This is a genomic window from Microvirga sp. GCM10011540 (assembly GCF_042650665.1).
GTDB classification, from domain to species: domain Bacteria; phylum Pseudomonadota; class Alphaproteobacteria; order Rhizobiales; family Beijerinckiaceae; genus Microvirga; species Microvirga lenta.
Map to the genome: position 1 here is coordinate 48,585 of NZ_JBHSBQ010000038.1, position 13,487 is coordinate 62,071.

The 13,487-nt window shown below is 63.7% G+C and carries 15 protein-coding genes, 1 tRNA gene and 1 pseudogene; 4 read left to right on the forward strand and 13 right to left on the reverse strand.

Features of this window, described 5'->3' with window-relative positions; genetic code table 11:
- Nucleotides 1-233 precede the first annotated feature (233 nt).
- Nucleotides 234-2,438 carry a family 1 glycosylhydrolase gene (locus ACFOYU_RS13185; RefSeq protein WP_377033952.1) on the forward strand — a complete coding sequence of 735 codons (2,205 nt, stop codon included), beginning with the start codon at nucleotides 234-236 and terminating at the stop codon, nucleotides 2,436-2,438.
- Nucleotides 2,439-2,532: 94 nt separating this feature from the next.
- Here the strand turns inward: ACFOYU_RS13185 and ACFOYU_RS13190 are convergent, their stop codons facing one another.
- On the reverse strand, nucleotides 2,533-2,808 hold the full coding sequence (locus tag ACFOYU_RS13190) for a hypothetical protein (RefSeq protein ID WP_226742615.1): 276 nt from the start codon (nucleotides 2,806-2,808) through the stop codon (nucleotides 2,533-2,535).
- Between the two features lie 137 nt (nucleotides 2,809-2,945).
- On the opposite strand from ACFOYU_RS13190, the gene ACFOYU_RS13195 reads away from it, so the two are divergent.
- Nucleotides 2,946-3,089, forward strand: coding sequence for a hypothetical protein (locus ACFOYU_RS13195; RefSeq protein ID WP_377033953.1), 144 nt, complete (start codon nucleotides 2,946-2,948; stop codon nucleotides 3,087-3,089).
- 178 nt (nucleotides 3,090-3,267) lie between these two features.
- The gene (locus ACFOYU_RS13200) at nucleotides 3,268-3,711 is read left to right on the forward strand and encodes a hypothetical protein (RefSeq protein ID WP_377033954.1); all 444 of its coding nucleotides are present in this window, start codon (nucleotides 3,268-3,270) and stop codon (nucleotides 3,709-3,711) included.
- A gap of 96 nt (nucleotides 3,712-3,807) precedes the next feature.
- On the opposite strand, the gene ACFOYU_RS13205 is transcribed toward ACFOYU_RS13200, so the two are convergent.
- The 3 genes from ACFOYU_RS13205 to ACFOYU_RS13215 all read right to left on the reverse strand — a co-directional run bounded on the left by ACFOYU_RS13205 (nucleotide 3,808) and on the right by ACFOYU_RS13215 (nucleotide 5,948).
- Nucleotides 3,808-4,254 carry a DUF6789 family protein gene (locus ACFOYU_RS13205; protein ID WP_377033955.1) on the reverse strand — a complete coding sequence of 149 codons (447 nt, stop codon included), beginning with the start codon at nucleotides 4,252-4,254 and terminating at the stop codon, nucleotides 3,808-3,810.
- A gap of 38 nt (nucleotides 4,255-4,292) precedes the next feature.
- Nucleotides 4,293-4,538, reverse strand: coding sequence for a DUF2171 domain-containing protein (locus ACFOYU_RS13210; protein ID WP_226742618.1), 246 nt, complete (start codon nucleotides 4,536-4,538; stop codon nucleotides 4,293-4,295).
- Between the two features lie 153 nt (nucleotides 4,539-4,691).
- Complete coding sequence (locus ACFOYU_RS13215; protein WP_377033956.1) at nucleotides 4,692-5,948, reverse strand: cytochrome P450; 1,257 nt, start codon at nucleotides 5,946-5,948, stop codon at nucleotides 4,692-4,694.
- Between the two features lie 607 nt (nucleotides 5,949-6,555).
- On the opposite strand from ACFOYU_RS13215, the gene ACFOYU_RS13220 reads away from it, so the two are divergent.
- Complete coding sequence (locus ACFOYU_RS13220) at nucleotides 6,556-7,920, forward strand: M10 family metallopeptidase C-terminal domain-containing protein (protein ID WP_377033957.1); 1,365 nt, start codon at nucleotides 6,556-6,558, stop codon at nucleotides 7,918-7,920.
- Nucleotides 7,921-8,072: 152 nt separating this feature from the next.
- On the opposite strand, the gene ACFOYU_RS13225 is transcribed toward ACFOYU_RS13220, so the two are convergent.
- The 9 genes and pseudogenes from ACFOYU_RS13225 to ACFOYU_RS13265 all read right to left on the reverse strand — a co-directional run bounded on the left by ACFOYU_RS13225 (nucleotide 8,073) and on the right by ACFOYU_RS13265 (nucleotide 13,393).
- Entirely contained in the window at nucleotides 8,073-8,252 is a 180-nt protein-coding gene (locus ACFOYU_RS13225) for a hypothetical protein (RefSeq protein WP_226742621.1), read from the reverse strand.
- 12 nt (nucleotides 8,253-8,264) lie between these two features.
- Nucleotides 8,265-8,441, reverse strand: a complete 177-nt coding sequence (locus tag ACFOYU_RS13230; RefSeq protein WP_377033958.1) for a hypothetical protein — start codon at nucleotides 8,439-8,441, stop codon at nucleotides 8,265-8,267.
- A 236-nt stretch (nucleotides 8,442-8,677) separates the two neighbouring features.
- Nucleotides 8,678-8,887, reverse strand: coding sequence for a hypothetical protein (locus ACFOYU_RS13235; protein ID WP_226742623.1), 210 nt, complete (start codon nucleotides 8,885-8,887; stop codon nucleotides 8,678-8,680).
- 4 nt (nucleotides 8,888-8,891) lie between these two features.
- Nucleotides 8,892-9,047 (reverse strand): hypothetical protein, encoded by a 156-nt coding sequence (locus ACFOYU_RS13240; protein WP_377033959.1) that lies wholly within the window; start codon nucleotides 9,045-9,047, stop codon nucleotides 8,892-8,894.
- A 105-nt stretch (nucleotides 9,048-9,152) separates the two neighbouring features.
- Nucleotides 9,153-9,239: transfer RNA gene (locus ACFOYU_RS13245), tRNA-Tyr, on the reverse strand.
- A gap of 209 nt (nucleotides 9,240-9,448) precedes the next feature.
- A complete protein-coding gene (locus ACFOYU_RS13250; RefSeq protein WP_377033960.1) occupies nucleotides 9,449-11,149 on the reverse strand; it encodes a cellulose binding domain-containing protein in 1,701 nt (566 codons plus the stop codon).
- A 30-nt stretch (nucleotides 11,150-11,179) separates the two neighbouring features.
- Nucleotides 11,180-11,485 (reverse strand): annotated as a pseudogene (locus ACFOYU_RS13255) (hypothetical protein); the annotation flags it as partial.
- On the reverse strand, nucleotides 11,472-12,809 hold the full coding sequence (locus ACFOYU_RS13260) for a TRAP transporter large permease subunit (protein ID WP_226742625.1): 1,338 nt from the start codon (nucleotides 12,807-12,809) through the stop codon (nucleotides 11,472-11,474). The gene ACFOYU_RS13260 and the pseudogene ACFOYU_RS13255, both read right to left, overlap by 14 nt.
- Nucleotides 12,809-13,393 carry a TRAP transporter small permease subunit gene (locus tag ACFOYU_RS13265; RefSeq protein WP_226742626.1) on the reverse strand — a complete coding sequence of 195 codons (585 nt, stop codon included), beginning with the start codon at nucleotides 13,391-13,393 and terminating at the stop codon, nucleotides 12,809-12,811. The genes ACFOYU_RS13260 and ACFOYU_RS13265 overlap by 1 nt, the downstream gene beginning before the upstream one ends.
- Nucleotides 13,394-13,487 lie beyond the last annotated feature (94 nt).

A 13,487-nucleotide genomic window follows, 5' to 3' on the forward strand; every position in this document is an offset into this window, starting at 1 on the left:
ATGGCGCCGGACAGAGGAATTACTCGGGCGTTGGGCGGAGGCGATGCCATCTATGCCTCCTGTTTTCTCAACAATATTCATAACCTTCTTATAGACCGGGAAGATCCTCCAATTAACATGAGTTAAACCGAGGTGTATATTGTCGAAACATGAGGAACTACTGGCGCTTCGGGCAGGTTAGAACCACTCCTTAAACGCGCCGACCGCGCGATCCGTTTTAAAGAGGTCTGACTTTGATCGAGCCAGTTGAGCGGCCGCTCGAGCTTTGGGGCGGCGTCGAGTGCACTGTTGTGCAAATCGGAGACGAGTTCCGCAATCAGGTCGAAGAGACGGGCCATCTCCGGCGCCTTTCGGACCTCGATGCCATCGCGGCTCTTGGGATCAGGACGATGCGCTATCCCGTCGTGTGGGAATCCATCGCGCCCGATCATCCCGACATTTGCGACTGGAGCTGGAGCGACGAGCGTTTCGCTCGCTTGCGCGAGCTGGGCATCCGGCCGATCGCCGGCCTGGTGCATCACGGCAGCGGACCGAGATATACCAGCCTGACCGATCCGGAGTTCCCCCATCTGCTGGCCCGCCACGCGGAGCGTGTCGCGGCGCGCTATCCCTGGATCGACATGTTCACCCCGATCAATGAGCCGCTGACAACCGCCCGCTTCAGCGGTCTTTACGGTCACTGGCATCCACATGGGCGCGATTACCCGACGTTCCTGCGCTGCCTCGTCACCGAATGCCGGGCAACCGTACTGGCCATGCGCGCCATCCGCCGGATAACGCCTCATGCGCAACTGGTGCAGACGGAGGACATGGGCAAGACTTTCAGCACGCCGCATCTGCGCTACCAGGCCGACCTGGAGAACCAGCGCCGCTGGCTCAGCCTCGACCTGCTGTTCGGGCGCGTGGATCGCTCGCATCCCTGGCATGAGATCTGCCTCCGGCACGGCATTCAGGAAGAGGAGCTCGATTTCTTCCTCGAAGGTGACGGCACGCCGGACATCATCGGCATCAACCATTATAATACGAGCGAACGCTATCTCGACGAAGCGATGGATCGCTATCCCGCGTGCTTCCATGGCGGCAATCACCTGCATCCGCTCAGTGGCGCCACACGCATCGACCACTACGCCGATGTCGAGGCGCTGCGGATGGACATTCCGCCCGAAGAGCTCGGTTTCAAGGCGCGCCTTGCGGAGGTCTGGGACCGCTACCGGCATCCCATCGTGGTCACGGAGGCGCATCACGGCTCGACCCGCGAGGAGCAGGTGCGCTGGCTCGCAGAGGTCTGGAACGGCGTTCAGGAACTCAGGGCGACGGGCCACGACATCCGGGCCGTCACCATCTGGTCCCTGCTCGGGGCGGTGGACTGGAACTCTCTGCTCGTGGCCCGCAACGGCTTCTATGAACCCGGCGCCTTCGACATCCGCAGCGCGCAACCGCGTCGCACCGCGATCGGAAGGGCGGCCGAGTCCCTGGCGCGCACCGGCACCTTCGAGCACCCCGTGCTCGACCAGCAGGGCTGGTGGCGGCGTGACGGGCGGCATTACCATCCCCCGGCACGCAAAGCGGCTGCGCCTCCCCGTGCCCGGCGTCCGATCCTGATCGCCGGCGCGACCGGGACCCTCGGCCGGGCTTTCGCCCGCCTCTGCGAGCAGCGCGGGCTCGACCACGTGCTCCTGACGCGCAACGAGATGGATATCACCGATCCGGCCTCCGTGGATGCCGCAGTCGCACGGCACCGTCCCTGGGCCGTCATCAATGCAGCGGGATACGTTCGTGTCGGCGATGCCGCGCGTGAGCGGGATCTGTGCTTCAGGGCGAATGCCGCCGGGGCCGAGGCGGTTGCTCAGGCGGGCGCCCGCCTTGGGCTGCCGGTGGTCGCCTTCTCGTCTGACCGGGTCTTCGACGGCGGGCTTGGACGCCCTTACCTGGAGAGCGATCCGGTCTGCCCGGCCTGCGTGTACGGCGAGAGCAAGGCGGAGGCAGAGAGACGTGTGGCCCAGGCCCATCCCGAGGCGCTCGTCATTCGTACAAGCGCCTTCTTCGGACCGTGGGACACGTCCAACTTCGTCTACCAGGTTCTCAGCAATCTCGACGCCGGCCGGACCGTCGCTCCGACGGAGGGCATCGTCTCGCCCACCTATGTTCCCGATCTTGTCCACGCCGTCCTCGATCTCCTGGTCGACGGCGAACGCGGGATCTGGCACCTGGCGAACCAGGGCATGACCTCGTGGGCCGAACTGGCCAAGCGCATCGCGGTCGAGGCCGGGCTGCCGTGGCGGGCAGGGCCGCAGGCGGTAAAGGATGCTCCGCGGCTCACGGCCCTGTCGAGCGAGCGCGGCCTGATCCTGCCGCCCTTCGAGAAGGCCGTCTCGCGCTACTTCGACGAATGCGAGGTCGACTGGAGAGCGCAATCGTTCCTCGAGGCGGCCGAATAGCGATCCGGCGTGCGACGGGCGTGAGGGTCTAGATCCTCACGCTCCGACCTTCCCGTGTGGCGCAGGACCGACGATGGACGACCGGGGAATGCCGTCAGGAGGCTGGCTCGGTGTCGCGGAACATCTCTCGGAGGGCGCTCATGAGCATCGGCTGCGCCGGCCGGCCCTCGGCCAGCGTGAGAAAGTCGTTGATCCCGAAGCGCTGCGTTCCATGGGCCGTCTGACCGTCCTGGTGAGGACCCGCGTGCAGCCAAGTGTGCTCCACGTAAAGGCCCGGCGCATCGGTATCGAGGACGAGATGCCACCAGTCTCCCGCATTCTCGAGCGGACGATCCGCGGTGAAGGCCAATTCACGCTTGAAGACGGGCATCTGTTCGCTCCGGTTGCTGGCCCCGCGCCATCGGAGGGGCAGGTGGAGAGTACCATGACGGAAAGACTTCGCGGGTCGGACGGGGCGGGAATCCATGCTTTCGCCGGCTCATCGGCACACTGTCAGAGGAGACATCCATGAACCGACGCACCATCATGATCGCCCTCGTCCTGATCGTCCTGGCCGGCACTGTTCTGATGACGTATTTCGGCTCTCTGGAGGACACCTCCCCATCGAGCGATCAGGCCCCGAATCCTGCGCCGACGATGCCCGTTCAGTAGGTGCGGTCGTGCCCGACGTGCAAACGGCTCGGGATCCATACGGAACCTAGGCCAGAACAACCCGCGCCTTTATCTGTTCCATCAATGGACGCAGCGAGGAGGACACCATGAGCCGGGCTGTGAACGGCCGCCGTCCTGCTACGGTTGGGCGGTGCGTGCGCCACGGAGAGGCCGGTCGGTGCGGATGCTCGCCGGACGACTGCCGTCCGTGACGGGCTCTCCAGGGTCCGTCGGCGATCTGTTTCACCCGCACGGCGTTGATTGGCCATGCGACTTCAATGGAGAAGGAAGAAAGATGTTTACGCTCGAGATCGGTGGCAACCCGATTGCCATCACGGATGCGGAAGAGGCTCAGGCACGAGCGATCTTCGAAAGCGACGAGTTCAAGCAGGACTTGACTGCGATGACCAGCGAGGGGAAGCCGTTGTGGGACGGGCAGGCACACCTGAACGTCCGGCCTGCTTCGCAGGAGGAGGTGGCCGCCTTCGAAGCCCCTGATCTGGATGCCGACGACGATTTCGACGAGGACGAGGAAGAGGACGGTCTTTTCGTGACGTTCCTCGTGCCCATCGACCATGACCACGACGATGTTTCGGCCATTCCACCCCAATTGCAGAGCTAGCGACTCGCCTGAGCCGGCAATCGTCAGGAGGCGCGCCTCGCGGTGCCGGTTCTCACCGACCGGGTAGGCCGGAAGACGGCCTGCCCGGGGGGGCGCTCACCAGGTGTTTCCGGCTGCGCGCCGGACCGAAGCTCGCCGCTCCGACCGGTCGAGCAGGATTCCATAGATCGCCCCGAGCACGCCCCCGAAAAGAAGGTGGTACAGGGCAGGTCCGAAGGCGGCCTGGGGCGGCGTGGCGGGGTCGGCCAGCCAAACCACGACATGCATCAGCAGCCAAGCAGCCGCGCCGAAGACGATGCCCTTGAACCAGAAGGGGCTCGGCAGAGCCGGACTTAGCACCGCAAAGAGAGGTCCCCACAGAATCGCCCCCAGCGCAAAGTGTAAGACCCAGCCCAGTCCAGGCGGCGACAGCATGATCCCGCTCATCGCCCGGACCGGATCCAGGCTCTGGGCGATGCCGACCGACGACGCCAGAAACACGACACCGGCAGTGACTGCGGAGGCAACAAGACCCGCGATGATGCCTTTGCCGATATTGATCATGATGTCTCCACAGGGAACATTGAGGCTCCGCCGACGCGTCAGAGGCCGGACCTGGGACCCGCGTGCCACTCCTTCTCGACCTGCTCCCGGGATTTCGCGAGCCGCACCGCATCGTCGATGCCGATGATCCAGATCATCGGGACGGAGGTCTTGTTGAACTCCGAAACCGCCTCGACGTCGTTCAGGAACAGCACGTGCTCCATGACTTCGCGAACGGTCCCGAGGCGATGGTCGTCGGACGTGACCACGTCCATTCCCTTGTGGATCTTGTCGAGGTTGATCATCAATGATCTCCGGGCGCATGAGGGTGGTCGTCTGCTGGCTCAACAAACGAGCGATGGAGACGGTTCAACCGTGAAGGGCTGCCCCTGGGCCGGAACGGCCGGCAACAATCCTTTCGGCGTCCTTCGGTCCACATGAACTCAGCCGTCGGGCCGCTATGCCGGACGCGGTACGTGCCGGACGTCGTTCATCACGAAGCGGCTTTCGGGCAACGCGGGCATTCTCCCGAGGTCGATCGCAAGATCCTGCTCGGGGACACGATAGGTCGTCTCCCGCGTGAGCAGGCGGGTGATCGTCTTCATCTGCTCGATCGTGATCCACTCGCCCGGGCAGCGGTGGGTTTCCGAGTGGTCGCCGCCGCCCTGAGGGATGAATTCATAGCTGCCTATCGCCCGATCCCGGAATCTTTCCGGCCGGAAAGCATCTGCATCATTCCAGATGCGCGGGTCGCGGTTCGTGCCGTAGAGATCCATCAGGACCCAGGTTCCTTTGGCGAAGCGATAGCCTCTCCACTCGAATTCCTTCAGCACCCTTCCGCCGATGAAGGGGATGAACGGGTAGAAGCGGCGGACCTCATGCACGAAGGGTTCCAGATCGTCGTCGCTGGCTTGAAGCCGCTCCCGCCACTGGGGATTGTCATGCAGGGCCATGGCGATGAAGGTTACGAAGCGGGCATTGGCAACCGTGGGCCGCAGGACGTTGATAAGCTCGACCGCCGCAACCTTCACATCGAGGAGTTCGCCGTTCATGTCCCGGTACGAGGCGATCACGTCCGCGGCGCTTCCCTGAGGAACCCGGATGTCCTTGGCCCTGATCCGGCGGATGATGTCGCGCATCCACCGCTCCGTCCGGGCGCGCATCAGGTGCCCTCGCCAGTTGCGCGGCCCGGGAGATCCGGTTCCCTCGACCATCGCCTCGAATTCCCGGGCCCTCTGCTCGATCTCGCTCTCTTCCAGGCTGAGGCCCGCCCATTCGCAGATGGCTCCGCAGAGGGGAACATGCGCCTCATGGAAGAGGACGACTTCGTCCATGGTCTCCCAGCGGCGAGTTCGGGCGCGCCAATGCGAAGCTGTCAGATCGGCAAGCCTCCGGAGCGCTTCAGGGCTCATGAGGGACAGGAACATCTGCTTGCGCCGGCGATGGTCCTCGCCATCCATGACCATGACGCTTCCGAAATCCTGGATCAGCGTGATGGACGGCCGCGGCATGGCATAGCGTCGAGTGAACTGGTCCCGCCGGTAGAAGTGCTCCGCGGCTTCCGCTCCGACCATGCAGACGGCCTTGGTGAGCATGATCCGTGTCTCGAAAAGGTCTGACCCGTAGCGGCGGCATCGGTCGGAGATGAACGTGTAGCCCTCGGAAAAGAGCTTGAGGGTGCTGTCCAGGCTCGGATCCTTGGGAATGCTGGCCATGAGACCTCCGCTTGTGGTCCGGCGATGCGGGCCGGGGCTTGGCGACGACAAACGCATGCCTGCTCTCAAGCGATCCGGAAGCCCCAAGGTTCCGCCGGCCGATCATCGACATTCGCCGCCATATGGCTTCGGTCTCGAGGAGGTGCGGATTCGGGCCTACCGCCAGTCCGAGCCTGAGGAGTGTGCCCGATCCCGGGGTGTCGCACGGATACTTCAACAGAAGTGGCCTGAGGCCGAACCTTCTCCTCCCGCGCGTCCTCCTGAGCATCCGCCCCGTCGACGATGAGGCGAGCCCCTCGCGATGCTCCAGAAGACTGGAGCCCATAGTCTTTCCTTTACGGAAGCATCGTAAGACTATCCCCCAGCCTAGTGGCAAAGAGAGTCAGGATGGCTCCGCCGCGCAGGGTTTTATGGGGGCATTCATGTGTTTCTTCTGCGGCCAGAACGGCAATGGCCGGCTTACGCTAGGGTCTTACGAGCATGCGGGTGCTCGCTCTGACTCGTCTGCAACCTGTCGGCGGGCAAGGGCGCCGGCCTTGCCGGTCCGAAAAGCCCTTCGCTGCAGGCGGAGGTCTCATTCATAAACGGGTTGAGCCCGAAGGGTTCGGTGACCAACAAGGCGTTCTGGAGCCTGGACGGGCAGACCGCGCAGAAGTGGGGAGCGCCGTTCGCCGGGACAGGAGCGGTCATCACCTACACCTTCGACCCCGCATCCCAGCTGACGAAGGTGGAGAAGAATACGTTCCTCAAGGCTTTCGCCATGTGGTCGGCCGTCGCGGACATCAAGTTCGTCGAGAGCGGCACCAATGCGGATGTCCGGATCCAGCGCGGCAATGACGGGGGAGCCTGGGAGAACGGCCCGGTCTCCAATGGAAGCGGCTACCAGTTGGGCAGCCACACCGGCCAGGCCACGATATCCATGGATACGGCCGAGAACGGCTTCGATCTCTCGGGATCGTTCGACAAGTATGGCGGCTACGGGATGGGCACGGCCATCCACGAGGTCGGTCACCTGCTTGGCCTGGGACACGGAGGGCCGTACAACGGCAATGTCGACGCGTCCACACAGCAGTTCAGCGCCTACGACAACCGGATGTGGACGATCATGTCCTACATCGGCTGGACTGCGGCCGACGCCAAGTATGCCGGCAGCTATCCCGTGACCGGCACGAATTGGGGCGTCACGCAGGAGGGGATTCCTCAGAATTCGCCCCACACCATCATGATGCTGGACATCATGGCGATCCAGCAGCTTTACGGCGCCGCGAAAAACGGTCCTTTCTCGGGCGGCCAGGTCTTCGGCTTCAACAGCAACGTCAAGGGTCTGTTGCGGCAGTTCTTCGATTTCACGATCAACAAGAACCCGGTGGTCACCCTCTATAGCCAGGGCAAGGGCAATACGCTCGACCTGTCCGGCTTCTCCGAGGACTCGACGGTGAACCTCAAGGCGGGAACCTTCAGCAGCGCCGCCGGCGAGACCAACAACATTGCGATTGCCTCAGGCACAATCGTCGAGAAGGCCGTCACGGGTTCGGGTGACGATATCCTGAAAGGCAACAGCGTCGACAACGTCCTCAAATCCGGCGGCGGCGCCGACATCCTGTCGGGCTTCGGCGGCAACGACGTCCTGAGGGGAGGGGCCGGTCAGGATACGTTCGTCTTCAAGACCAAGCTGAACAGCAGGACGAATGTCGACAGGGTGGCCGACTTCAAATCCGAGGACGACGCATTCCACCTCGACAATCTCGTGTTCAAGAAACTCGGCAAGGGCTCATCCGCCAATCCCATCAAGCTGGAGGAGAGATTCTTCAGCCTGAACAAGGCGAGGGACAAGGACGACTACCTGATCTACAACAAGAAGCAGGGCGCGCTTTACTACGATGCCGACGGCTCGGGCAGAGGAGACGCGATCAAGTTCGCTACGGTGAAGAAGAACCTGGATGTGACGGCAGAGGACTTCTTCATCGTCTGAGGGCCTTGCAGGAGGGTTGCCTCCGAAATCCGGTCTTCATTTGGCCACAACGCGGACGAAACAGACGAGGAGCGGGCCGAAGCCCGCTCCTCATGACGCAGTTCCGGGTCTCGTCGGCGCTTGTCCGTGGCCCGTCCTGTGCTTGGGCGTGCTCAGCGCTGCCGGCCGGTCATGTTTCCGGGTGCTCCGCCATCCGTGCGCGTTCCGGGGTCGAGAGGGCGCGCCTCGGTCTGGCCTGCTCCGGTTTCCTTGTCGGAGCGGCGATGCCGGTCCGCGCTCTTGTCGCGGCTCTTGTTGACGCCGCCCTGATTGCTGCCTGCGTTCTGGGCCATCTCAAAAACTCCTCAAGCTTTGCCGCCGCTCGCGATGTCGGTCGACGGCGCGCGCTGCGGGTGGGAGCCGCCGCCTTGCCTCTCAAAAGCGTTTTCGCAACGGTCGATGTGGTTCTCGGCTCGCTGCTGCATGTCCTGAATGTTGTGACAGGGGTCGTTTACGTCCTGCTGGCAGAATGCGCAGATCATAGGCGTAGCCTCCATTTTGCGTGTGCTTGCGGGGCCAACGTGGTGGCGAAATCGAGGTTCCTCCCAGCATGCAAAACGGCCCGCCGAAGCGGGCCGTGGAGCGGCATACAGGGAGCCGTCAGCTGCGCTGTGTCACGCGGTCCGCGCGGGATCCTGAAGGCCGATCCTTACGACGCTTCCGCTTCTTCCAGGACGGTCTCATTCGAGCTTTGCAGGCCATCGGTCTATTCCTCTGCTTAGGGTTTGTAGCGGTCTTCCGGTTTCGGGCGGTCCGGGTCGGAGCCTCTCGAATCCTCGCGGTGATCGTTTCCGGTCAGGCTCCGGTCGCTTTGCGTCCGGTCGCCCTGCTCGTGGTGGTCGGGGCTGCTCTGGCTCGGATGCGCCGCGCTCTTCTTCACGCTTTGCTCCGCGAAGCCTTGAGCGCGGTCTTCGCCTTTGCCCGTCATGGCGTCACTCGCGCCCAGCTGCGCCTGAGCCGGCGCCCATGCCGGTCTGGCTCATGAGGGCCCTCTCGCAACGCTTGATGTGGCTTTCGGCCCTGGCTCGCATTTCGGGCGTGTCGTGGCAGGGATCGTCCACGTCCTGCTGACAGAATCGGCAGATCATCACGGCCTCCGTTTCGGCATGAACACGAGAGGCCAACGTGGAGACGGAACCCGCGGTTCCGGCGGTGCTCCGATCGGGCGGCTGCTGCCTTCAGAGGCGTGACGGTGGGGGGAGTAGGACTCGAACCTACGAAGGCTTGAAAAGCCAGCGGACTTACAACCCGCTCCCTTTGCCGCTCGGGACACCGCCCCCATCACGTCGATATGACGATACCACCGGCAGCAGGCGCGCAGAGGAGGGGAAATCGGAGCATGTCCCGCAACTTCGGAGTACGGCGAAGTTCGAGCGGCAATACGAGCGGAGGAGGGGAGCAGGATAAGAACGATATTCGGGCCGCTCTCACGCAAGTGTGTGTTGCGTTTCCCGCGCCCTTTCCCTCTCCCGCATGAACGATGCAGGTCTCAGATGACGATGAAGTCGCTGTATGCCAGCTTGAGCTTCTTGGAGAGGGTCGCGAAGCGCACGGCAGCACCGTCTCCGCTGCCGTCCGCATCGTAGTAAAGCGCGCCGTTCTTGCTGTTGTAGATGATGCGGTCGTCCGCATCGGTCGCCTTGCTGCCGATGGTGAAGAAATCCTTCTTCAGCCTTCCGTTCTTGCCGATCTTCTTGAAGACAGCGTTGTCCAGACGAATGGTATCGTCCTTCACGTTGAAGTCGGTGATTTTGTCCACCTCGGACTTGCGCAGCTTCGTGTCGAACACGAAGGAATCCTTGCCCTTGCCGCCGCTCAACACGTCGGATCCGGCGCCGCCCCAAAGCTTGTCGGCGCCCCTGCTGCCCGTGATCGTGTTCTTGAGCGAGTTGCCCTTGAGGGTCATCCCCTTGCCGGTGTCCGCCGCGGAGAGCATCTCCACATTCTGCGCCAGGGCATGGCTGACGGAGGCGACGACCTTGTCCTTCGTCCCGCCTGCGCGCGCCTCGAACACCCTGTCGCCGGAATGATCGACGTAGTAGGTGTCGTTGGCGACGGTGCCGACGAGGAGGTCCGCTCCGGCATAGCCGCGCATGGTGTTGCCGAGCGCGTTGACGACGCTTTCCCCGGGAAGCGCATCCGCCGAGACGCCCTTGACGATGGCGAGGCCCGCCAGGAGGTGCGCCGAATCCACGACGCCGTTCACGCCCGTGCGTGCGGTGAAGCCGATGGTGGTCGTCTGGCCAGCCGCCAGCGAGCCGTTCCAGGTCGCATTGTTCAGGTCGTAGACGACACCCTGCTCCCAGTTCGCCTCGCCGGCGGTCGTGGCGCCCCAGATGCTGTCGATATTGAACTTGCTCTTGAGGAAGATGCCCCAGTCGTTGACGCTCTCGTTCGCCGTGACCGTGATCTCGCCCTGGAAGCCGCCCCACCAGGTGTTCACGATCCGGACGGTTGCGCCGACCTCTTCGCCGGGGGCTGCCGGCGTGTAGGAGGTCAGGATGGTCGGAAGGTCGACGCCCTCGCTGTCGTCGCCGAAGATGAGATCCGCACCGCCGGCGCCGTAGAGCTTGTCCGAGCCCGCGCCGCCGACGATCAGATCGTCGCCGCCGTTGCCGTAGCCGATATCGTCCCCGTCCTCGCCGAGCAGGATGTCCCGAACGTTGCCGCCGCGGCCGTTGAGGCCGTTGACGCCCTCGTTTCCGTAGAGGCGATCGTCTCCGCGGCCGCCGATCAGGGTATCGTCCCCGTTGCTTCCGAACAGATCGAGCGGTCTCGCGGCGCTGCCCGCCGCCGCGCCGGCGCCGGGCACGGCTCCGGACGCGGAGCTGCCTTCAGCCCGGTTGGCTCCCGCGAGTTCGAGGAGCTGACGGGACGACAGGGTCTTGCCGTCGGCGAACACGATGGCGACGTCGTTAGCGCTGGGGGCGGGAAAGTCGTTGAAGACGATGGCGTCCCCGCCTTCGGCGAGGATGATCGCGATCTTGTCGTGATTGCTCGTGGCGATGCGGTTCGCGACATCGCGCACGAAGGTGAAGCCGTCGACATCGGCAAGGGTGTAGCCGGTCAGCTTGATGACGTCCTGACCGGGCTGAAAATCCCAGATCAGGTCGACGCCATCGCCCTTCTTGTAGAGATAGGTGTCGCGCCCGTCATTGCCGTAGAGATTGTCGCCGATCCCGACCGCCAACCCGCCGCTCCAGGTGAGATAGCCGTCATCCTGGCCGCCGATGATGAGGTCGTCGCCGCCTTCCCCCTGAATCTCGTCATTGCCGAAGCCGCCATAGATGGTGTCGTTGCCGTCTCCGCCCTCGATCAGGTCGTCGTAGCTGACGCCGGGCTTCAGCTCGACAGGAGGATCCGCGGGCTTCGGGTTGGTCGGTGTGGAGCCGCCCGGCGTCGGGTCGACCGTGACGGGCGTTCCCGTCAGCTGTCCCGCGAGCTTGAGGCTGAGCCCGCGTCCCTGGCCGTTTCGTGCCCGGGTTATGGATCCCGCCCCTGCGGCCGCCGCGTCAGCGGTAGAGATATTCCGGAAGCCAGAGGCCGATCTGCGGAAAGGCGTAGAACATTGCCATCGTGACGATCACGAGAAGCAGGAACGGCATCACGCCGGCAAAGATGTCGTTGATGTTCACATGGGGCGGCGAGACCCCCTTCAGGTAGAAGGGCGCCATGGCAACCGGCGGCGACAGGAACGAGGTCTGGATGTTGAGGGCGATCAGGATGCCGAAAAAGATCGGATCGACCCCGAAATTGTCGAGGAGGGGCAGGAAGATCGGCACGAAGATGACGACGATCTCCGTCCATTCCAGCGGCCAGCCGAGGATGAAGATGATCACCTGGGTCAGGATCAGGAACCAGAAGGGGGAGAGGTTCAGGCTCATGACGAAGTTCTCGATCGGCTGGTCGCCGCCGAGGAAGGCGAAGATCGAGGAGAAGATGAACGAGCCGATGAAGAGCCAGCACACCATGGCGGATGTGCGGGCCGTGAGGATGACCGATTCCTTCAGCTTGCTGAAGTTCAGCGAGCGGTAGGCGAGCGCGAGCACGAGGCTGCCGAGCGCTCCGACGGCGGCGGCTTCGGTGGGCGTCGCGATGCCGAAGAAGATGGCTCCGAGAACGGAGAAGATGAGCAGCGCCAGCGGAAAGAACGAGGTGGCTAGCGCCCAGAAGACCTTGCCGAAGGAGGCTGCGCGCTTCTCCGGCGGCAGCTTCGGTGCAAGGCTCGGATTGATCATGCAGCGGACGATCACGTAGAGAATATAGAGGGTCGCAAGGAGCAGACCCGGGAACAGGGCGCCGGCATAGAGCTTGGGCACGGAGACGCCCGCCGTGGCGCCGTAGAGAATGAGCATCACGCTGGGCGGGATGAGGATGCCGAGGCAGCCGCCTGCACAGACGACGCCTGACGAGAGACGCACGTCGTAGCCCGCTCGCAGCATGGCCGGGAAGGCGAGCAGGCCCATGAGGGTCACCACCGCACCGACGATGCCGGTCGCGGTCGCGAACATGGCGCAGGTGATGAGCGTCGCGACGGCCAGGGAGCCGGGCAGGCCCCCCACCGCAATCTGGATCGCATTGAACAGACGGTCGAGAATGTTCGCCCGCTCGATGATGTAGCCCATGAACACGAAGAGCGGGATGGCGACGAGCGTGTCGTTCGTCATGACCGAGTAGGCCCGCTGCACCACGAGGGCGAAGACGATGTCGCCCATGGCCATGTATCCGAAGCCGAAGCCGAGCGCCATCAACGTGAAGGCGATCGGAAAGCCGAACATGATGAAGACGATGAACAGGCCGAGCATCAGCACGCCGAGTTCGGGATTCCCCACACCCCATGAAGCCAGCATCAGATGTCACCCCTCTTGAGACCTTCTTGTTCGGCTTGTTCGAGGACGAGTTTCTCCGTCTCCTCGACGTCGTGGAGGCGAGGGGGCCAATCGCCCCTGCGCAGGCAGGCGATGCAGCGGATCACCTCGGCGATGCCCTGGAAGAGCATGAGCACGCCGACGATCGGGATCAGCGCCTTGAACGGATAGATCGGCGGCCCGTTGGGCGAGTTCATGGAGTGCTCGTTCATGAGCCAGGACATCTGCGTGAAGGGAATGCCCGCATAGATGAAGGCCAGGATGCCCGGGAAGAAGAAGAGGAAGTAGAGGACGAGGTCCATCCAGGCCTGCCGCTTGGGCGACCACGACCGGTAGAGGAAGTCGCCGCGCACGTGGCTGTTGCGGGCCAGCGTATAGGGGCCCGCCACCATGAAGAGCAGCCCATAGAGCATGTAGCTCGCGTCGAAGGCCCATTCGGTCGGCGCCCGCATCACATAGCGCGCGAACACCTCGTAACAGACGGCGAAGGTCAGGGCGAGGATCGACCAGCTCACACCCTTTCCGATGAAGGAGTTGATGCGGTCGATGAGATAGACGAAACCCATGTGAAGCCTTACCTCGGGGTGTCTTCAGGACATGCCTCGAAGGACCGGCGCGCCCTGGTCGGTGCCGGGCGCGCCGCCCCATCTCCCGGAGCCG